The 20,411-nt window shown below is 43.9% G+C and carries 23 protein-coding genes; 5 read left to right on the top strand and 18 right to left on the bottom strand.

Translation table 11 applies throughout. The features are described 5' to 3' along the window. From cpaB to ELS82_RS19060, 5 genes are all read right to left on the bottom strand, one after another. Entirely contained in the window at positions 1 to 744 is a 744-nt protein-coding gene (gene cpaB / locus ELS82_RS19075; RefSeq protein WP_053440675.1) for a Flp pilus assembly protein CpaB, read from the bottom strand. After that, positions 741 to 2,087, bottom strand: a complete 1,347-nt coding sequence (locus tag ELS82_RS19070; RefSeq protein WP_134836890.1) for a DUF8689 domain-containing protein — start codon at positions 2,085 to 2,087, stop codon at positions 741 to 743. Before ELS82_RS19070 ends, cpaB begins: the two co-directional genes overlap by 4 nt. A 15-nt stretch (positions 2,088 to 2,102) precedes the next feature. After that, entirely contained in the window at positions 2,103 to 2,621 is a 519-nt protein-coding gene (locus ELS82_RS19065; RefSeq protein WP_134836889.1) for a prepilin peptidase, read from the bottom strand. 20 nt (positions 2,622 to 2,641) lie between these two features. Further along, positions 2,642 to 2,791, bottom strand: coding sequence for a Flp family type IVb pilin (locus ELS82_RS26390; protein WP_167489396.1), 150 nt, complete (start codon positions 2,789 to 2,791; stop codon positions 2,642 to 2,644). A gap of 77 nt (positions 2,792 to 2,868) precedes the next feature. Further along, on the bottom strand, positions 2,869 to 3,078 hold the full coding sequence (locus ELS82_RS19060; protein ID WP_134836888.1) for a Flp family type IVb pilin: 210 nt from the start codon (positions 3,076 to 3,078) through the stop codon (positions 2,869 to 2,871). Between the two features lie 452 nt (positions 3,079 to 3,530). On the opposite strand from ELS82_RS19060, the gene ELS82_RS19055 reads away from it, so the two are divergent. The 3 genes from ELS82_RS19055 (at position 3,531) to ELS82_RS19045 (ending at position 7,093) form a co-directional block, all read left to right on the top strand. Further along, positions 3,531 to 4,268 carry a helix-turn-helix domain-containing protein gene (locus ELS82_RS19055; RefSeq protein ID WP_134836887.1) on the top strand — a complete coding sequence of 246 codons (738 nt, stop codon included), beginning with the start codon at positions 3,531 to 3,533 and terminating at the stop codon, positions 4,266 to 4,268. Positions 4,269 to 4,399: 131 nt separating this feature from the next. Continuing rightward, positions 4,400 to 6,085: an AMP-binding protein gene (locus ELS82_RS19050; RefSeq protein ID WP_134836886.1), complete on the top strand. Its 1,686-nt coding sequence runs from the start codon at positions 4,400 to 4,402 to the stop codon at positions 6,083 to 6,085. Positions 6,086 to 6,193: 108 nt separating this feature from the next. Next, a complete protein-coding gene (locus ELS82_RS19045; RefSeq protein ID WP_134836885.1) occupies positions 6,194 to 7,093 on the top strand; it encodes a LysR substrate-binding domain-containing protein in 900 nt (299 codons plus the stop codon). 12 nt (positions 7,094 to 7,105) lie between these two features. On the opposite strand, the gene ELS82_RS19040 is transcribed toward ELS82_RS19045, so the two are convergent. Continuing rightward, the gene (locus tag ELS82_RS19040; RefSeq protein WP_134836884.1) at positions 7,106 to 7,312 is read right to left on the bottom strand and encodes a DUF1127 domain-containing protein; all 207 of its coding nucleotides are present in this window, start codon (positions 7,310 to 7,312) and stop codon (positions 7,106 to 7,108) included. A 97-nt stretch (positions 7,313 to 7,409) separates the two neighbouring features. Between ELS82_RS19040 and ELS82_RS19035 the strand changes: the two genes are divergently transcribed. Beyond that, positions 7,410 to 8,342, top strand: coding sequence for a LysR substrate-binding domain-containing protein (locus ELS82_RS19035; protein ID WP_134836883.1), 933 nt, complete (start codon positions 7,410 to 7,412; stop codon positions 8,340 to 8,342). A 184-nt stretch (positions 8,343 to 8,526) separates the two neighbouring features. On the opposite strand, the gene fusA is transcribed toward ELS82_RS19035, so the two are convergent. From fusA to trmJ, 12 genes are all read right to left on the bottom strand, one after another. After that, positions 8,527 to 10,614, bottom strand: coding sequence for an elongation factor G (gene fusA, locus ELS82_RS19030; RefSeq protein ID WP_134836882.1), 2,088 nt, complete (start codon positions 10,612 to 10,614; stop codon positions 8,527 to 8,529). Between the two features lie 227 nt (positions 10,615 to 10,841). Then, positions 10,842 to 11,267, bottom strand: a complete 426-nt coding sequence (gene ndk, locus ELS82_RS19025) for a nucleoside-diphosphate kinase (protein ID WP_134836881.1) — start codon at positions 11,265 to 11,267, stop codon at positions 10,842 to 10,844. 57 nt (positions 11,268 to 11,324) lie between these two features. Beyond that, positions 11,325 to 12,623 (bottom strand): aminopeptidase PepB, encoded by a 1,299-nt coding sequence (gene pepB / locus ELS82_RS19020; RefSeq protein ID WP_134836880.1) that lies wholly within the window; start codon positions 12,621 to 12,623, stop codon positions 11,325 to 11,327. A 150-nt stretch (positions 12,624 to 12,773) separates the two neighbouring features. After that, a complete protein-coding gene (gene iscX, locus ELS82_RS19015; protein WP_134836879.1) occupies positions 12,774 to 12,968 on the bottom strand; it encodes a Fe-S cluster assembly protein IscX in 195 nt (64 codons plus the stop codon). Between the two features lie 58 nt (positions 12,969 to 13,026). Continuing rightward, a complete protein-coding gene (fdx, locus tag ELS82_RS19010; protein ID WP_004412997.1) occupies positions 13,027 to 13,365 on the bottom strand; it encodes an ISC system 2Fe-2S type ferredoxin in 339 nt (112 codons plus the stop codon). A gap of 11 nt (positions 13,366 to 13,376) precedes the next feature. Then, positions 13,377 to 15,227 carry a Fe-S protein assembly chaperone HscA gene (gene hscA, locus ELS82_RS19005; protein ID WP_134836878.1) on the bottom strand — a complete coding sequence of 617 codons (1,851 nt, stop codon included), beginning with the start codon at positions 15,225 to 15,227 and terminating at the stop codon, positions 13,377 to 13,379. A gap of 19 nt (positions 15,228 to 15,246) precedes the next feature. Then, on the bottom strand, positions 15,247 to 15,762 hold the full coding sequence (gene hscB, locus ELS82_RS19000) for a co-chaperone HscB (RefSeq protein ID WP_134836877.1): 516 nt from the start codon (positions 15,760 to 15,762) through the stop codon (positions 15,247 to 15,249). 60 nt (positions 15,763 to 15,822) lie between these two features. Further along, positions 15,823 to 16,146, bottom strand: a complete 324-nt coding sequence (iscA, locus tag ELS82_RS18995) for an iron-sulfur cluster assembly protein IscA (RefSeq protein WP_004412994.1) — start codon at positions 16,144 to 16,146, stop codon at positions 15,823 to 15,825. Positions 16,147 to 16,209: 63 nt separating this feature from the next. After that, a complete protein-coding gene (iscU, locus tag ELS82_RS18990) occupies positions 16,210 to 16,593 on the bottom strand; it encodes a Fe-S cluster assembly scaffold IscU (protein ID WP_004412993.1) in 384 nt (127 codons plus the stop codon). A gap of 47 nt (positions 16,594 to 16,640) precedes the next feature. Beyond that, entirely contained in the window at positions 16,641 to 17,855 is a 1,215-nt protein-coding gene (locus tag ELS82_RS18985; RefSeq protein ID WP_134836876.1) for an IscS subfamily cysteine desulfurase, read from the bottom strand. Between the two features lie 28 nt (positions 17,856 to 17,883). After that, positions 17,884 to 18,390 carry a Fe-S cluster assembly transcriptional regulator IscR gene (gene iscR, locus ELS82_RS18980; RefSeq protein ID WP_053440688.1) on the bottom strand — a complete coding sequence of 169 codons (507 nt, stop codon included), beginning with the start codon at positions 18,388 to 18,390 and terminating at the stop codon, positions 17,884 to 17,886. Positions 18,391 to 18,504: 114 nt separating this feature from the next. After that, entirely contained in the window at positions 18,505 to 19,236 is a 732-nt protein-coding gene (gene trmJ, locus ELS82_RS18975; protein WP_134836875.1) for a tRNA (cytosine(32)/uridine(32)-2'-O)-methyltransferase TrmJ, read from the bottom strand. Positions 19,237 to 19,414: 178 nt separating this feature from the next. Here trmJ and suhB point away from each other — a divergent pair, with 178 nt between their 5' ends. Next, complete coding sequence (gene suhB, locus ELS82_RS18970) at positions 19,415 to 20,218, top strand: inositol-1-monophosphatase (RefSeq protein ID WP_134836874.1); 804 nt, start codon at positions 19,415 to 19,417, stop codon at positions 20,216 to 20,218. Positions 20,219 to 20,411: the final 193 nt, after the last annotated feature.

The following is a 20,411-nucleotide window of genomic DNA, read 5'->3' as shown; positions in this document are numbered from 1 at the left end:
TCAATCCTTGACTCGGATATTGCTAGACTGTGTGCCCTTAATAATCGTTACGCTCGGTGCCACGTAGCGCTTAACGACCTTCTCTTCTTCATGTGGGTTTCTCAGTGTTAATTGGATATTGCCGCGACTTTGAGCTGATAGCAGTTTTTCAGCTTGTCTTGGTGTCACTTCAAGAGTAACCGCGCGTACGATGACGGGTTTGTTCTCTTTGCTTCTTGCGGTCTGATCCACGGCAAGTACTTTGATCTCTTTTAGAACGGTGGACGTAGAAGCGGAGTTCTTGCCATATTTGACCGTACTGAGAATGTCGACCTTATTACCAGGCAATAAAAAGCCAGCCACACCGATTACATCATTTACCCGAATGGTAACAGCACGCTTATTTTCAGGAATTAAAGAGGCTAAGGTCGAACCTTCTCCTGAGGCAGATAGCCTATTGGGGTGAATAATTTCTCCGGGATAAATAGTCGTCGCGGCAACTTGACCGACGAGATCTTCAGCTTTAGTAAACTGAAATTCGTCACGCCAATCTTTCTCTAATAATTTGCTCGCCACATGCTGCTCTTCAATAACACTCCCTGCGAAGATCTCTTGAGCGGCAATAATTACAGGCTCACGTTCTACCACTTCAACTTCCACCTGAGGTTGCAATTGCCTATCCATCCACTGTTTGGCAAAGAACACAGCCCCTAGACCAAATACAATGGAGAGCAATAATAATAGTATGACTTGATTCCGACTCATCGAGCTCCTCCTCCCTTACCATCAGCAGTAAAGTACACTTCCCATGCCCGGACTACGATTTCAGGAGAGATAACAGGATCAACTTCTTCAAATACGATGATATCTCGGCTGATCCCAACAATGTCTTTAGGAAGACAAGGGTAAAAGCCCACGTCATGCTGACGGTGTAAGTCAAATAAAGTATCGAAACATCCCTCTGCTAGGGACAAATTCTTAGAACTAGAAATAATGTTCCAGAGCTCTCTATATTCTTGCTCTAGAAGCGGGCCAAATTGGATTTTGTAACCTAATCGACGTAAAAATGCAGGGTCACTGATCTTTTCAGGATCCAAATTGGTAGAAAAAGCCAAGGTTAGGATAAATGGGATAGAAATTTGCTGGCCATTCGGTAGGTTCAAGTAGTCGTAGAAATATTCCATTGGAACAATCCAGCGATTTAACAACGTATCGACAGGCATCGGCTGTCTACCTAAATCGTCGATAATAAAGATACCGTTATTAGCCATCATTTGCAGCGGCGCCATCCAGACCTTGTTGTGCTCACTATGATTAACCTCAAGCATTTCCATGGTGAGCTCACCACCCACTTGAATACTTGGTCGCTCGCACAAGGCCCAGCGCCGGTCAAAATGCTCCTTAAAAGTAATCGATTGAATCTCTTCACTGCGGACTTTTTTGTGATGCTGAGGTGAAAACACCTTGATGATGTTGCCCATAGCAAAGACAGAGTAAGGGATATAAACCGATGTATTCAAAGAGTTGAGGATTTTGGTAGCAACGAAGGTTTTACCTGAACCCGCACTACCATAGAGCAGAAGTGCTCGCCCCGAGTTTATGGCAGGACCTAATACACCTACCATTCGGTGAGCACCTAACACATCAGAAAGAGCATATTCGACGTCATCCCGATTGACCATTTGTGCTCGTACATCTTGAGCTTTGACCATTTCACTGTATTGAGTAAGTGACACAGGGACTGGTCCAAGATAGGCATCTTTCACAAAGGCTGCATCGGCTTCTTGTAAACCGGATTCAGATAAACCGTAACGAACATGTCCTGTCGATTGAACAGAAAACGTAGAAGAAGCAGCTTGGAAAACCTCAACTAAAGACTTAGCTCTAAGCCCAGCAATCACATCCTCGATCATATGGCTATTAATGCAAAGCAGCTTGGTCAATTGAAGGATATCGGACTTAGGATAAGCGGCAATATGTTTAATGACTAAATTTTCGACGACCGCTTTAGGTACGCCCAATTCATCAAATGTGGTAGGAACTGATGGCTCTGGAGCTTGCGGTGTTAGCTCTGTTCTATGTCTAACCGCTGAGTTTGCCTGAACCATATTGACTCCTTGTCACTAATTCAGAAAATAAAAATAGAGAGCCAAACCAATCACAACAACAGGAGCAAAAGGCATTCGGTAGTGCTCTTCCATTTTTTTAGGAGTACGTAGCACCTTTGTTCCACTTGCTCCAAACTGAAACAGCATTGAATATTTATTAAACACTGCCCGAAGTTGCTCTGGAGATTCAGCTAATCTTAATACCCCATAAAAAAGGCCAATAACTACGCTCGATACTGCGATCCAAGAAACCGATCCAAGTATATGTTCGCTTCCAACCCAAAAACCTACTACACCCAAAAGTTTAACGTCCCCTGGCGCCATAACTTTTAAAAAGTAAAGAAGTAGAGCGGCGATAAAGCAAGTAATACCAGTAATAAAAGAGGAAATTAGAATGGAATAGTCCACGTGATAAAGAACTTTATCTATAGTAGACAAAACTAGGATGGCTAATAGTAAATAATTAGGAATGCGATGCTCTTTGGCATCAGATACAGCAACAATAAAAATGAGAATCCAAATAGTGGTATTCATGTAACTGCCTCTTCATTTTATTAATCAAATAGAGAAGCAAATTCTGCAGTGAGTAAAGCTCTAAATGCCAGAAATAGACCCGCAAACCCTACGACGAGCATCCCGGCACCAACGACATATTCCACCACGGTTAAGCCTTCTTCATCCTTTAAAAACTCAATAATCTTCATTCTTATCCCCTAACGTAAATAGCCCATAATTGTATTATGGGCTATTTTAAAAATTTTGATGGGAGAATGATTATCGATTAACCACCATCACCAGCACCAGCATCACTAGTACCATCAGGGGCATTACTTAAAACAGTACCTAGTTGGGTTTCAAGTTGCGTACTAAACGTACCGAAAATACCCGCAAGACCAGCAACAAGTAAACCTGCACCAACAACGTACTCAACGACTGTCAATCCTTCTTCGTCCTTCATAAATTTCGAAATATTTTTAATTAGCGTGCTCATGATTGTCTCCTTCCAAAGTTCAGTAAGCTGTAGCGCTTATTGATAATTTAGAGGGTATTAGTAAGGAGATGTTAGGATTATTATGTCTACATTTAGCACTTTCTTGCTACAAAGGTACTAACTAAAACACAAAAAAGTACTACAAAAAGCCAAAAATATGTTTCCTAACACCGACAAAAACAAATAACCAGAGCATATAAATCACGCATCAACATATAGTTAAACCCAATGTCACAGTACGCTTCATAAAAGAAAAAGCAACTTAGCCAAGTATCACAATTGATACTTGACAAAAATAACAAGAAGCGAAAATGTGATATCGATCCACATTATCACCATAAAAAATAGAGAATCACTCAATACTCAACTTGGTCAATAAAACAAACTCGTACTAAGCTGAACGTTAATACCTCCCTCGCAACAATAACAAAGACAATGAAAGGTAATAAACATTGGATGTACTACATAAAGGCTATTGGATAGGACAGTCCGTCACTTACGTTTCGAAAGATATCGTCAGAGACATGGAGCGCTACTTCCATATTTTGGATTATGGCTATGATGTCTCAGTGCTGAGTGAACCAGACATTCATTTTTGTTTTTTCTTTTATGAAGAGCAATTTAGCTCACTTTTCCTCACTGCAGCCAAGCTGTGTCAGAATCTCGATAAGCATATTATTGTCATACACAAACACGCGCTTCCCACTGAATTTGAAAGCTTAGATGTCGTCTTCTCAACGTTTAACCTTAGTGAAGGGGATGCTCGCTTATGGTCAGATGAACTCAATAAGCAGATCTACTACCAATTTACGAAACACCAAGAGATCCTTGATATCAACAAACTCACCAACCAGCATAGTCATAAGCACATCAGTAAGGATCTGGTTGAAATGCTCAGATATATAGAGAAGAACCTATCACGAACGATCAGAGAGGAAGATGTAGCAGAATACTGTCACTATTCGGTGACCTATTTTTCTAAATTCTTTCACAAGACAATCGGGGTCAGTTTTCGTGACTACCTTACCCTCAAAAGGATTAACTTAGCGAAGCAGCTGCTAACAAACTATCGTAAAGAGAAGATATCCTTTATTGCTTTTCAGTGCGGTTACAACGATGTCTCTTACTTTTCTCGCATCTTCAAAAAGAAAACTGGAATCAGTCCAGCGGTTTACCGCCAACTTCACTAACGGCACAGCAGTCACAAGATGATTGGAAACTCGTGATATTTGCTTCCCTACAGTTTAATTCACATGCTAGAGTTAACATTCCATTAACAAGAAAAATAACTATAATTTTGCCAATAACACGGAGTTAGAGAATGATTCAGCCTAACGAGTTAAGCAAACCAACTTGTGCTCTCCCGCCACCAAACGAGATGATCTTAAAATGGGCAGCGGAGCGCCCCAATGAGGTTTATCTTAAACAAATCATCAACCGAAAGTTTGTTGAGTACACATTTAGTGATGTGGCTGAGCAAGCATTAAAGCTAGTTAGCGCACTGAATGAGCTCGGTGTTCAGCCTCGCGATAAAGTCGCTTTGGTTTCAAAAAACTGTGCCGAATGGTTTATCTGCGACCTTGCCATGATGCTTGGCGATTTCGTTAGTGTACCAATCTTCCCAACCGCGGGAGCAGATACGATTGAATACTGCTTAACGCACAGTGAAAGTAAGGTGCTCATTGGCGGTAAACTTGACGATCCAGCAGCGACTCAACAAGTCATTGATGATAAGCCAGACCTAATTACGATCTCGCTAGCTTATGACACAGCACCAAACTGTAAATATCAGTTCAACCAGTTAATCCAGGCACATGAGCCAAGTACTCATCGCCCAGAGCATTACGATGATAAGTTGATGTCATTGGTTTATACATCTGGTACTTCCGGTCTACCAAAAGGCGCAATGCTCACATATGGTGCGTTTAGCTGGTCAGTTCAAAAGTTGATTGAGCATATCGGTATCCAAGAAAATGATCGCCTATTTTCGTACTTACCACTGGCTCATATCACTGAGCGAGTTTACATCTTTGGTTCTTCTATTATGGGCGGCGTTCAAACGGCCTTCCCAGAGTCATTAGATACCTTTATCGAAGATGTGAAGATGCAAAGGCCAACACTGTTTATTTCAGTGCCTCGCCTATGGACACTGTTCCAGCAACGTATTCAAGACAAGCTGCCGCAGAAAAAACTCAATATCTTACTTAAGATCCCATTTGTTAATTCATTGATTAAGAAGAAATTAGCCGATGGTCTAGGTCTTGACCAAGCGCGAGTGCTGGGCTGTGGTTCGGCTCCTGTGTCACCTGCTCTGCTCGACTGGTACCACAGTGTTGGGTTAAATATTACCGAAGCATGGGGCATGACAGAGTCATTTGCCTATAGCACGCTTAACTACCCTTTCCGAGCAGATAAGATTGGCAGTGTCGGTAATGCAGGACCGGGCATTGAGCTAAAAATCGCCGATGACGAAGAGATCATGGTTCGTGGTAAAGGCCTGTTTTCTGGCTACTACAAAAATGACATTGCAACTCAAGAGTCATTCGACTCAGAAGGATGGCTACACACTGGCGATATCGGCTCGATTGATAGTGACGGCTACCTAACTATCCAAGGGCGTAAAAAAGACACCTTTAAGACCGCTAAAGGTAAGTTTGTTGCTCCCGTGCCAATTGAGAAGAAACTCTTCGAGTACAGCCGTGTCGAGATGATGTGTTTGATTGGTCTTGGCCTACCAGCCCCTATCCTTCTTGTTGTGCCGCACGACTTCCCTAACTTTGATCGTAAAAGGTACGAGAAAACCACCGAAAAAGTCGTTGCTCGTATGAACGCTGAACTTGAGTCTCATGAGCAGATCAAAGGGGTATTAATGATCAAGGATCCGTGGAGTATTGAAAACGGTATTCTTACGCCAACACTGAAAATCAAACGTCATGTACTTGAGCAGAAGTATCATGATGTTGGCCAAAGCTGGCCAAAAGGAAAATTGGTGGTTTGGGAGGAGTAGTGTTCCCCCAAATTCTAGTCAATTGAAAGGAGAGCTCGTCTCTCCTTTTTGCTTTTCAAAACAAAGCGACTATGATGGCCTACTGCAAGAATTAACTAGGGATTGTTTATGGATGCACGGCTGCACCACTTACCGGGATTACGCTACTTCGAAGTAGCGGCGAGACTAAATAGCTATAGCAGAGCTGCAGAAGAACTGTTTATTAGCCAAGCAGCGGTAAGCCAAAAGATCCGACAACTTGAAGATGGCTTAGGCTGTAAACTCTTTGTCCGAGAAGGGAGAGAAATGCGTCTTACCGAACAAGGTAAAATCTTGTTCAAGCATGTCTCCACCGGCTTTGAAAATATTGTTAGTGGTTTAAACCAAATCCAAAGTGAGCCTGTCGAGGGGCTTCTATGCGTCAGCTCCACTCCATCATTTGCTTCTCGTTGGCTGCTGCCTAGATTATGGAAGTTCTCCACTCAGCATCCTAATATCCCAATTCGTATTATCACCAGCTGTGATGCACCTAACCTCAAACAAGGTGACGCTGACCTCGCGATATGGCAAGGCGAAGAGCTCGAATTGAACAACAATCTAAAGCTCCATAAAGAGTTCCTATTCGAAGAAACTATTTACCCATTCTGTTCACCGAACTTGGCCGAAACCATCGAGTTATCAAGTCCAGAACAATTGCTGCAGACTTGGCTCATTCATTACGAATCTGGCGGCTATCCTTGGCAGAGCTGGTTTGCTCAAGCAGGGGTGACTATGAATAAAGAATCGGTTCAATGGATGGATGTCAGTACGTTTGATCATGCTATGAACGCAGTTATGGCAGGTCATGGCGCCTGTTTAGCTTCGGACTCACTCGCGAGCGACTATGTTGAACGAGGGTTACTCATCAAACCTTTTGAGATTGGTATGACACCTGGCATTCAATTCAACCTCTTTTATGATGATGAGTCCCCTCGTCGTCAACGTATTGTGGCCTTTACTAATTGGCTGCATAGCGAAATCGCTGAGTAACATTGCGACTTATTAGTTATCCCAGAAGTGACGAATACTTTCTTGACGAGCCTGTTCTTTAGTGAGGCCCACATCCTTTAGTAAGTGCTCTGGTAACTCGCTCAGCTGTTTACGAGTAGTAAAGTTGCGCCACCAGCACTTCAGCTTAGTTAAGATTTTTTTATCCCAAAAGCTTAGACCAGATACTCTTTGTTTACAGCCATACTCTAAAGTTTCCATGGTTAATCTCCTCCCTTGCATTTAGTAACTAAATAATTAACCATTAACCTATCTTGCTCAAACGATACAAATTGACCTTCAGTTAAGGAAAACTAAAGTGAAAGATCGACTACCACCTTTGCAAGGAATCTATTACTTCTATACCGCAGCAAAACTGGGAAGCTTTAAGCTAGCCGCCCAAGAGCTATATGTAACAGCTGCTGCCATTAGCCAGCAAATTCGTCAACTTGAAGACTTCTTGGGCGCTGAACTTTTCTTAAGGCAGCACCGCAAAGTAACTCTCACCATGGAAGGGGAAATCCTATTCGATCAGGCTCAAAGAGGGTTTGAGCACTTACACCGAGGCATACGACAAATAAACCAAGACCCGAACCCGAGTCAGTTGTCTATTTCAACACTCCCTTCCTTTGCTAAGCATTGGCTAGTACCTAGGATTGGCCACTTTCGACAGCAAAACCCCGACCTAGAGCTGATGATCGAACCGACTAGCGAACTCGCAGATTTTCAAAACTCTAACCTCGATGTCTGTATCCGATATGGACCAGGTGACTACCCAAACATTACTTCGAAATTGTTGATTGAAGAGCTGCTCTATCCGGTTTGTCATCCCATTTATCAAGAACAACACGGCATCTATGAGTTAAGTGATCTTACTGGAGCGGATTTAATCGAAGATTACTGGCGCGATCTCGATTGGGGAATATGGCTGAATAATGTTGGTCACAAAGCGTCGAAACCCACTCTAAAATACAATGGTTCCCATTTTGTCCTAGAAGGGGCACTCGCAGTACAAGGGGTGGCTTTAGCTAAGCATACGTTAGCTCAGCGCTATATAGAGGAAGGGAAACTAGTAAGGATCGGTAACCTAGCCCAAAGAACCGACTACAATTATTTTCTCTGCGCACCGAGAGCTTATTTTAAAAGAGAGAAGATCAAACGTTTCTGTGAATGGATTTTTGCTCAAGCTGAAGAGTATAGAAACCTAGATGGGCTAGGTTTAGACATTATCGATGGTAGTAGCCGTAGATAAATTAAGATGACCTCGAAGCGAACCAAAAACTTCTAGAGATTCCCTACTCGCCCCTTCATCACTCTAAGAAATGAGCTCATATATTGCACTTTCTCTATCAGAGCGGAAACCATTATCTCTTACAAAAAGAAAAGCCCCAACCTTTCGACTGGGGCTTTAAAAGCTATCTAGCTAACTTAAAGAATTACTTCTTCGCGTTACGCTCTTTAACTTCTGCGATTACTTGCTCAGCAACGTTTGCTGGACATGGTGCGTATTGACCGAACTCCATAGAGAACTGACCACGACCAGATGTGATAGTACGTAGGTGACCGATGTAACCAAACATTTCTGATAGAGGAACGTCTGCTTTAATACGAACGCCTGTAGTACCAGCTTGTTGGTCTTTGATCATACCACGACGACGGTTAAGGTCACCGATTACGTCACCAACGTTGTCTTCTGGAGTGAATACGTCAACGTTCATGATTGGCTCAAGAAGTTGTGCACCCGCTTTAGGCATAGACTGACGGAATGCGCCTTTAGCAGCGATTTCGTAAGCGATAGCTGAAGAGTCAACTGCGTGGAAACCACCGTCGAATAGTTCAACTTCTACGTCTAGAGTTGGGAAGCCAGCTAGAACACCAGTTTGCATCATAGACGCGAAACCTTTTTCTACTGCAGGCCAGAATTCTTTAGGTACGTTACCACCAACAACTGTTGATTTGAACGTGAAGCCTGAGTTTGCTTCACCTGGCTTGATACGGTAGTCGATCTTACCGAACTGACCAGAACCACCAGACTGCTTCTTGTGCGTGTAGCTATCTTCAACTGGTTGAGTGATAGTTTCACGGTAAGCTACCTGTGGAGCACCTACTTCTAGCTCAACGCCGTAAGTACGCTTAAGGATGTCTACCTTGATGTCTAGGTGAAGTTCACCCATACCTTTCAGGATAGTTTCGCCAGACTCTTCGTCAGTCTCAACCTGGAATGATGGATCTTCTGCAACCATCTTACCGATAGCGATACCCATTTTCTCAGAACCGCCTTTATCTTTTGGAGATACAGCGATAGAGATTACTGGTTCTGGGAAGATCATAGCTTCAAGAGTACATTCATGCTTAGGATCACATAGAGTGTGACCAGTTTGAACGTTCTTCATACCAACGATAGCGATGATGTCACCAGCTTGCGCTTCAGTAAGTTCGTTACGCTCGTCCGCTTGCATTTCACACATACGGCCGATACGTTCAGTCTTACCAGTCGCTGAGTTAAGGATAGTGTCACCCTTCTTCAGACGGCCAGAGTAGATACGAACGAATGTTAGTGCACCAAAACGGTCATCCATGATCTTGAATGCTAGCGCTTTTAGTGGCTCATCAGCAGATACTAGAGCTACTTCACCAGTTGCTTCGCCAGTTTCTGGATCTGTTAGAGGCTGAGGATCAACTTCGTTTGGAGCTGGTAGGTAATCTACAACAGCGTCTAGGATAAGTTGCATGCCTTTGTTCTTGAACGCAGAACCACAGAATGTTGGGAAGAACGCTAGGTCACGTGTACCTTTACGGATACACTCTTTTAGCTGCTCGATAGATGGCTCTTCGCCTTCCATGTAAGCTTCCATTAGCTCGTCGTCTTGCTCTACAGCAGTCTCAACTAGCTCTTCACGGTACTGTTCTAGGTCGTCAACCATGTCCGCTGGAACATCTTGAATTTCGTAGTTTTCTGGTAGACCTGTGTCGTCCCAAACGTAAGCTTTACGGTTTAATACGTCAACAACACCAACGAAATCGTCTTCACGACCAATTGGCAGAGTCATTACTAGTGGGTTTGCACCAAGAACGTTCTTAACTTGGTCAACAACGTTGAAGAAGTCTGCACCCATACGGTCTAGTTTGTTTACGAAGATCAGACGAGCAACTTCTGAATCGTTCGCGTAACGCCAGTTTGTTTCTGACTGAGGCTCAACACCACCAGAACCACAGAATACACCGATACCACCGTCAAGTACTTTAAGTGAACGGTATACTTCAACTGTGAAGTCAACGTGTCCCGGAGTATCGATAACGTTTAGGCGGTGGCCATTCCACTCACAAGTTACCGCTGCTGATTGGATTGTAATACCGCGCTCAGCTTCCTGTTCCATGAAGTCAGTTGTAGACTCACCGTCGTGTACTTCACCAGTTTTGTGGATTTTACCAGTAAGCTTAAGAATACGCTCAGTGGTGGTAGTTTTACCCGCATCAACGTGCGCGAAAATACCAATGTTTCTGTACTTTGATAAATCTGCCATTGTCTTACTCTGTTTATAAGGTATAAATTGCGCGCAGAGTATATCACAATCTGTCAAGACTGATACCCTTGGCGTGCTCTGTGTGTAAAAAAACTTTTAACACCAATACTAGCGTTAATTTAGCGTGTTCACGACAAATTAACCTTTGGTGATAGTGTTTTTTAAGAATAAAAATGCTGCTTATATCAGATAAGCAGCACTGATTTTATTGCTTATTGCCTACGCTATTAGCGTGGGCAAATTTCCGACTCTGGGAAGAAGAACTCGATTTCACGAGCTGCTGATTCCGGACTGTCTGAACCGTGTACTGAATTATAGCGCATGCTCACTGCGTAATCAGCACGAATCGTTCCGCATGCGGCTTCTTCAGGGTTAGTTTTACCCATTAGTTCACGATAACGAGCAATCGCGTCTTCGCCTTCAAGCACCTGAACCATAATCGGGCCAGATGTCATAAACTCTTTTAGAGCTGGGAAAAACGGCTTGCCTTCATGCTCAGCATAAAAACCACTCGCCTGCTCCTCAGTTAAGCGAACCATTTTCGCAGCGATGATTTGTAAACCCGCTTTTTCAATTCGGTGGTAGATCTCACCAATTAAGTTACGCTCTACTGCATCGGGCTTAACAATAGAAAAAGTTCTTTCTAGAGCCATAGGGTATCCTTTCATTTATCATTGTTGTAATCAAAGAGGCTCTTCGGCCTCTTACTGCTATTTATTCGCTTGTTGCAGAATAAGTCCAGCTAAACTGCGTACACCAACACCTGTTGCACCTGCAGCCCATTTGTCTGTCGCAGACTTACGGTAAGTTGCCGCGCAATCAAAGTGCAGCCAACCTTTCTTGTAATCTTCAACAAAATAAGACAGGAATGCTGCTGCTGTACTTGCACCTGGTGAATAATCACCGCTACTTATGTTTGATAAATCAGCAAAGTTAGACGGTAGCATGCCACGGTGGAAATCCGCTAGTGGTAAAGGCCATAGACCTTCTTTCTCTTCACGAGCTACTGTCAACGCTTGATGAGACAGCTCATCATCAAAACTCATTAATGCGTGGTAGTCATTACCAAGTGCGTTTTTAGCCGCGCCTGTTAATGTCGCGCAGTCGATGATGAGCTCAGGATTTTGTTCACTCGCGTACATCAGGCCGTCAGCAAGAACTAAACGTCCTTCCGCATCCGTATTCATGATTTCAACTGTTTTACCATTTTTATAGGTAATGATGTCACCGAGCTTAAGCGCGCGGCCAGAAATCATATTCTCAGCACAACATAGGATTAGCTTCACGCGCTTGTTTAAACCACGCATGATCGCCAGACCTAGACCACCAGTAATGGTACCTGAGCCCCCCATATCCGCTTTCATTGCTGTCATGAAACCAGATGGCTTAATACTGTAACCACCTGAATCAAAGGTAATACCTTTACCAACTAAACATGCGAATACTGGTGCGTTTTCATCACCTGTAGGGTTAAAGTCAAGCTGCAGCATTGCAGAAGTACGCTCTGAACCACGACCTACGGCATAAATGCCCTGCCAGCCTTCAGCAAGTAAATCTTTGTCTTTAACAATGCGAGCCTTGACCGTACCTTCTGGAGCAACTGATTTGATGAACTCAGCTGCCATCGTCGCTAATTGGCGTGGCGCGACTTCTTCTGCCGGCTTGTTAATAATATCGCGGGTAAAATCGGTTGCTTTAATACGCGCGTTCAATTCGGCTTGATCGGCTTCGGCAAGTGGTTGCCACTCAAACTGGTTGGCTTTTTTCGGGCCACGGTAACCTTGGTGGAAAGCCCAAACGCTTTCTAAATCCCAGCCTTCTCCGGAAAGAGAAATAGAGGTGATACCTTGACCATCCAGTTTGCGAGCGGCCTTTTGAATTGCGCCAAGATCGTGTCCTTCACCAAGGTGGATAGTTGCACCTTGCTCTGAAAACGAAAGGATCGCTTTCTCGCCCCAGTGCGGAGCGGCTGCGTCTTGGCTTAGAAATACTGACATCTGTGTAGACATGGTTTCTCCTTGTCTGTACTGGCGCTGCCTACGCCTTTTTCTATTCACCCATCGATGTTAACACTTTAATGTTAAATTGATAAAAAAACGGACCATAAGGTCCGTTTTTTTTAGTAAATTTTGTTAACTGGAATGGGTTTCCCACTCGGGTTAATCCATTTCATCCATCCAACACAGGATCACAGCTTCCAAAATCTTTTCATTTGAACGATTTGGTTCATCATCAAAGTCATCTAATTCTGTAATCCACTGATGAAGATCGGTAAAACGAACGGTTTTAGGATCAATCTCAGGGAACTTGTCGCATAGCTCAATCGCGATATCGCGCGAATCTGTCCATTTCATTACTTACCTTCCTTTTTCTACTCTGCGGTAGTCATTTATAAAGAATTAGAGCGAATGATTAATGATCTTCTGAAGCGTGGTTCAACGTGTACTTCGGAATTTCGACAACAAGATCTTCGTCAGCTACCCTCGCTTGGCAACCCAGACGAGATTCAGGCTCAAGGCCCCATGCTTTGTCTAGCATATCGTCTTCTAGCTCATCACTCTCTTCTAAAGAGTCAAAACCTTCACGAATCACTACATGGCACGTAGTACACGCGCAAGACTTTTCACATGCGTGCTCAATGCCGATACCGTTTTTCAGCGCAACATCAAGAACAGTGTCACCGGAATTCGCTTCCAGAACCGCACCTTCAGGGCATAAATCTTCATGCGGCAATACAATAATCTTAGGCATAACTCTATCTCTTAAATATCATTCACTGATTGACCTGACAACGCAGCTCGAATCGATTTATCCATGCGGCGAGAAGCAAAGTCTTGGCTCGCCTTATCTGTATCTTTGATACCTTGCTCAATCGCATCGGCATCTTCGCCATTTCTTAGCTCAATAAGAGCCTCAATCGCTTTTATTAGCTCTTGACGCTCTTGCTCTGACAGTAACTCATCACCATCAGCTTGCATTGCGGCAATTAAACCTTCGATAACACGGTCCGCTTCAACACGCTGCTCAGCTAATGCACGAGCCAACATATCGTCTTTCGCATAAGTCATGGAATCACGTAGCATGTTCGCCACTTCATCATCACTTAAACCGTAAGATGGTTTAACCTGAATCTCAGATTGAACGCCAGTACTCTTTTCCATTGCCGTCACCGACAATAAGCCATCCGCATCGACCTGGTAAGTCACTCGAATATGTGCCGCACCCGCAGCCATGGCAGGAATACCTTTGAGTGAGAAACGTGCCAGTGAACGGCAGTCATCAACCATTTCACGCTCGCCTTGAACGATGTGTACGCTCATCGCAGTCTGGCCATCTTTAAAGGTGGTAAATTCTTGTGCACGCGCGACTGGAATCGTGGTATTGCGTGGCACAATTTTCTCAACCAATCCACCCATGGTTTCAATACCAAGCGACAACGGAATAACATCGAGAAGCAGCATTTCTGAGTCTGGCTTATTGCCGACCAGTATATCTGCTTGAATACCCGCGCCAATTGCTACTACTTCATCTGGATTGATGGTGGTTAATGGCTTACGACCAAAGAAATCCCCAACCATTTCACGAACCAATAGCGTACGTGTAGAACCACCGACCATAACAACTTCTAGAACTTCATCTGCGTCTACATCGGCATCTTTCAGAGCACGACGGCACGACATCAATGTTTTCTTCACCAGTGGTCGAATTAGATCTTCAAATTCTTCTCTAGAAACCGCGCCTTGCCAGCCTAAAACGTTAACTTCAAGACTATCTTGCTCAGAGAACGATATCTTAGTATCAGTGGCAACATTAAGTAGTACGCGAGTTTGTTCAGCAGTTAGTGTTTGCGAAATCCCTGCTTTCTCTAAAATATAATCTGCTAGCAAGTGGTCAAAGTCATCACCACCTAATGCAGAGTCACCACCTGTTGCGAGTACTTCAAAAACACCTTTCGATAAACGAAGAATCGAAATATCAAATGTGCCACCACCTAGATCGTAAACAGCAATCACGCCTTCTTGACCAGAATCTAGGCCGTAGGCGATAGCTGCAGCTGTTGGCTCATTCAGTAGACGAAGAACGTGCATACCAGCAAGCTTAGCCGCATCTTTCGTACCTGCGCGCTGAGCATCATCAAAATAAGCTGGAACCGTGATTACAACACCAGAAAGTTCACCGCCGAGGGTTTTCTCAGCACGCTCACCTAGCGCTTTAAGAATATCAGCAGAGACTTCGATAGGGTTTTTATCACCAGCTGCCGTTTGCAACACAGGTAAACCATTCTCGCTTGATTTAAATTGGTATGGCAGGTTCGGATAGCGCTGTTGAATATCATCAAGAGAGCGACCTAAAAGACGTTTAACCGAGATGATCGTATTGGTTGGATCTAATTCCGCTTTTGCTTTTGCATCATAGCCAACCAATGGTTCACCAGAGTAATTGACCACGGACGGCAGAATACTTTGACCCTGTTCGTCTTTTAACGTTGCCGCATCACCGCTTCTCACTGAAGCTACGAGAGAGTTAGTCGTACCTAAATCAATTCCTGCAGCAAGCTTATGCTCATGAGGGGCCGAGCTTTGACCCGGTTCCGCAATTTGAAGTAGTGCCATGGGTGTTCCTTGTTTGTCACTAGCCGAGGAGCTTGTCTTCCACTAGTTCGATTTCGTTTTTAAGTTTGGCAATAAACTTTAGCTTACGCACTCGATCTGCGGCTTGTTGCCAAGCAGAATCGTTGAGCTCTTGCTCTGTCGCCGCTAGCTGTTGCTTAAACATCTTGCTCACTTTGCTGTCAAAATCAGACAAAGCCTCTTCAGGATCTGAGCTCGATGAAATATCTTCCAGTTCTTCACGCAGTTCCATTTGCTCCATTAAGAACATTGGATCCTGCATCGTTTGCTGCTCGCCACGAATTTCCATGCCATTTTCAGCCAGCATATACTCAGCGCGAGAGATAGGATTTTTTAAGACTTGGTAAGCATCGTTTATCTCGGCCGCTTTCTGGACCGCTAAGAGACGATCTCGCTCTGAAGCAGTAGCAAAGTTATCGGGATGGAATTTTTTTTGCAGTTCACGGAATTGTGAAGAAAGAAGGCTACCATCCAGCTTAAACTGACTTGGTAGCCCAAATAATTCGAAGTAATTCATTAAGAATTCGGTCCTTGGTAATCTACCTATGAGCAAGTAAATGCCCATAGGCGCTCTCAATTAAACGTTGAAGCTCTCACCACAACCACATTCGCTTTTCGCATTAGGGTTATTAAATTCAAACCCTTCATTCAAGCCTTCTTTAACGTAATCAAGCTCAGTACCGTCTAGGTAAACTAGGCTCTTAGGATCAATAATCACCTTTACGCCAGAGTGCTCAAACACTGAATCTTCTTCGTTCAGCTCGTCAACAAACTCAAGTACATAAGCCATTCCCGAACAACCCGTCGTTTTCACACCTAAACGCAAACCGATGCCTTTACCTCGGTTATCTAGGAATGTTCTAACGCGACTTGCCGCGGTTTCTGTCATTGTAATGGCCATACTGCACCTTAGTTTGTCTGTGTTGGCGAATGAAATGGGAGAATTAACGCTCCCATTATATACTTATTCTTGGTGTTTTTTCTTGTAATCAGCAACAGCAGCTTTGATTGCATCTTCCGCTAGAATTGAGCAGTGAACTTTCACTGGTGGAAGCTCTAGCTCTTCTGCGATTTCAGCATTTTTAATTGCTGCTGCTTCATCAATGCTTTTACCTTTAACCCACTCAGTTACAAGTGAGCTTGAAGCGATAGCACTGCCACAGCCGTACGTTTTAAACTTAGCATCTTCGATAATACCTTCCGGTGTTACCTTGATCTGCAGCTTCATTACATCGCCACACGCAGGAGCACCAACCATGCCGCTACCTACTGCTGGGTCTTCTTTATCAAATGAACCAACGTTACGTGGGTTCTCGTAGTGATCAATTACTTTTTCGCTATATGCCATGATATTTTACCTCGAATCCTCTATTAATCTCTGGGAATAACCTGCGATTAGTGGTGTGCCCACTCAACCGTATCTAGGTCGATTCCTTCCTTGTACATATCCCATAGAGGAGACATGTCACGCAGCTTAATTACTGCGGTACGAATCTGTTCAATTGCGTAGTCAATTTCTTCTTCAGTCGTGAAACGACCAAATGAGAAACGGACTGAGCTGTGTGCTAATTCATCGTTTAGGCCAAGTGCACGAAGAACGTATGAAGGTTCTAAGCTTGCCGAAGTACATGCACTACCTGAAGAAACCGCTAGGTCTTTAAGAGACATAAGCAGTGACTCACCTTCAACGAAAGCGAAGCTCACGTTTAGGTTATGTGGTACACGTTGTTCTAGGTCACCGTTAACCGTCACAGCTTCAAGATCTTTAACGCCATCAAGTAGACGGTTACGTAGCGTCAGTGCATGGTCGAAATCTTTCTGCATGTCTTCTTTAGCAATGCGGAATGCTTCACCCATACCAACGATTTGGTGAGTTGGAAGAGTACCAGAGCGGAAACCACGCTCATGACCACCACCGTGCATTTGCGCTTCTAGGCGGATACGTGGCTTACGGCGAACGTACAGTGCACCGATACCTTTAGGACCGTAAATCTTGTGCGCCGACATAGAGATCAAGTCAACTTTCATCTCTTTTACGTCAATTGGTAACTTACCCGCTGACTGCGCTGCATCGACATGGAACACGATCTTACGCTCACGACACATTTCGCCGATTGAAGAGATATCTTGGATAACACCAATTTCGTTATTAACGTGCATAATCGATACAAGAACCGTATCTTCACGCATTGCCGCTTCAAGCTTTTTAAGATCGATAAGGCCGTTTGATTCAGGCTCAAGGTAAGTAACTTCAAAACCTTCACGTTCAAGCTGACGACATGGGTCTAAAACCGCTTTATGTTCAGTTTTGCACGTGATGACATGCTTACCTTTCTTCGAGTAGAAGTGAGCCGCGCCTTTAATCGCTAAGTTGTCTGACTCTGTTGCGCCAGAAGTGAATACGATCTCACGAGGATCCGCATTTAATAGGTCTGCAATCTGCTCACGAGCAGTATCAACCGCTTCTTCTGCCTGCCAGCCGTAACGGTGTGAACGTGATGCTGGGTTGCCGAACGTACCGTCCATAGTCATGTACTGAACCATTTTTTCAGCCACACGAGGATCAACAGGACAGGTCGCTGAATAATCTAAATAAATAGGCAGTTTCATTCTCTACTCCAATGTAACAGGCAGCCGCTTAAGTGCGGATGTTTACACCGATGGGCGCGGTGTTAGTATTTTTATTTGCAAGCCCATTATTTACGGCAAGATCTAAATCTTGTCGATCTGAAATTTCTAAAACTTCGTTGTCTTTCATCAACTCACCAAGAGTGATGTTGTTCAAGAAGTCACTAATGCGTGAACTCAAGTCACGCCACAATGTATGGGTTAAACAGCGAGAACCACCTTGGCAATCTCCCTTACCATTACATTTAGTCGCATCAACTGACTCATCTACCGCGGCAATCACTGTTCCAATTGCGATAGAGTAAGCGTCTTCACCCAAACGGTAACCACCGCCTGGTCCACGCACACTCGCTACTAGACCAGCTTTACGTAATTTTGAAAAAAGCTGCTCTAAGTAAGATAGAGAGATCCCTTGACGCTCAGAAATATCGGCCAAAGGCACAGGGTTCTGTTGCGAATGCAGAGCCACATCTAACATGGCTGTCACTGCGTATCGTCCCTTAGATGTAAGTCTCATATAACACCATATCCACACCGTTTATGTGGTATGAATCTTTTCATACCTGACTGTTTTGGTCAAGTATTTAATTGACTAATTTAGTCAGGTATTTAACCTTTGGTATTATGTGGTTTAAGAGTCACGAGAAATACGTTTTTCTACCGCTGTTAGAACACCGCGCAGGATATTCAGTTCTTGTGCTTCAGGTCGCGCACGGTTGAATAGGCGGCGAAGTTTATTCATCACTTTACCCGGCTGTTCTTCACTAATAAATTGGGTATCTTTGGCAACCTTTTCAAGGTGCGTGAAAAACATTTCTAGTTCTTTGTGTCTAGGGTACTCGACCTGTTCTTGTACTTGGTACTGGCTATGCTCATTATCTAAATAAGCCATACGAATTTCGTAGCTTAAGGTCTGTACCGCCATTGCTAGGTTTAACGAGCTATATTCTGGATTAGCAGGAATACAGACGTGATAATGACACGTTTGCAGCTCTTCATTAGTTAAACCTGTTCGCTCACGTCCAAAAACTAAAGCCACCGGACTATCTTGCCCTTCTGCGACAAACTTCTGGCCACACTCTCGTGGCTCTAGCATTGGCCATTCTAGCGTGCGAGAACGAGCACTAGAGCCCACTACTAACGCACAATCAGCAACAGCTTCACTAAGAGTATCAACAACAGTTGCATTTTCAGCGATATCAGCAGCGCCTGCTGCCAACGCTAAGGTTTGTTCATCAACACTGCATTGAGGGTCAACTAGCACTAGGTTACTCAAGCCCATGACTTTCATTGCGCGAGCCGCTGAACCGATATTGCCAGAGTGCGAAGTCCCTACAAGGACAACTTTAACGTTGTTAAGCATTGATTATTCCCAAGACTGTTAATAAAGCTGCAAGATAGTAACATATACCTGAGTAAAATGGTCAGACCCTTTGTTCGATAAAAACCGAAAGAGCAAAAATTAACCACTTCCATTTGATGATTTATCTGGTATACTGCCGCCCGTTTTTCTGTTCTTTAACATCCGTTGGGAAATTAGTATGCATCCAATGCTTAATATCGCTATTCGTGCTGCACGAAAAGCTGGCAATCATATTGCTAAATCTTTAGAAAATGCTGAGAAGATCGAATCTACTCAGAAAGGCACGAACGACTTTGTTACTAACGTAGACAAAGAAGCGGAAACTATCATCATCGATACTATCCAAGCTTCTTACCCTGAGCACTGCATTGTTGCTGAGGAAAATGGCGTTATCGAAGGTAGAGACAAAGAAGTACAATGGATCATTGACCCTCTGGATGGCACTTCAAACTTTGTTAAAGGTTTGCCACACTTCTCTGTATCAATTGCTGTACGCTTCAAAGGTAAGATTGAAGTAGCATGTGTATACGATCCTATGCAAAATGAGCTATTCACTGCACAACGTGGTGCTGGTGCTCAGCTAAACAACGCACGTATCCGCGTTAAACAACTAAAAGATCTTCAAGGTACTGTTTTAGCGACTGGTTTCCCATTCAAGCAGAAACAGCATTCTGAATCTTACTTCAAGATCATGTCTTCTCTATTCGTAGATTGTGCTGACTTCCGTCGTACAGGTTCTGCTGCACTTGACCTATGTTACGTTGCTGCTGGCCGCGTTGATGGTTTCTTCGAACTTGGCCTTAAGCCTTGGGACATCGCAGCAGGTGAGCTTATTGCACGTGAAGCTGGTGCTATCATCACTGATTTCGCTGGCGGTACAGACTACATGAAGTCAGGCAACGTTGTTGCTTCCAGTGCACGTGGCGTTAAAGGTATGCTTAAGCACATCCGTGAAAACGGCAATGAAGCAATGCTTAAATAATTAGCTCCGTCACAGCTGAATATAGAAAGCCCCACTCAATGAGTGTAATGCCGATCGGTTTAGAGACTTGAATGATCTTCGGGTCGTATGATAATCCCCACTAACAAAGTTAGTGGGGATTTTTTATGTTGGCTCAAGAATTAGTACTGGCTCATGAAACGATTGAAGATGCTACAGACTACGAGTCTGTCGT

Origin of the sequence: Vibrio ouci, from assembly GCF_004551525.1 — a bacterium.
Taxonomy (GTDB): Bacteria; Pseudomonadota; Gammaproteobacteria; order Enterobacterales; family Vibrionaceae; genus Vibrio; species Vibrio ouci.
Note: the sequence above shows the minus strand (reverse complement) of the source record. Positions and strands in the feature narration are given on the sequence as shown.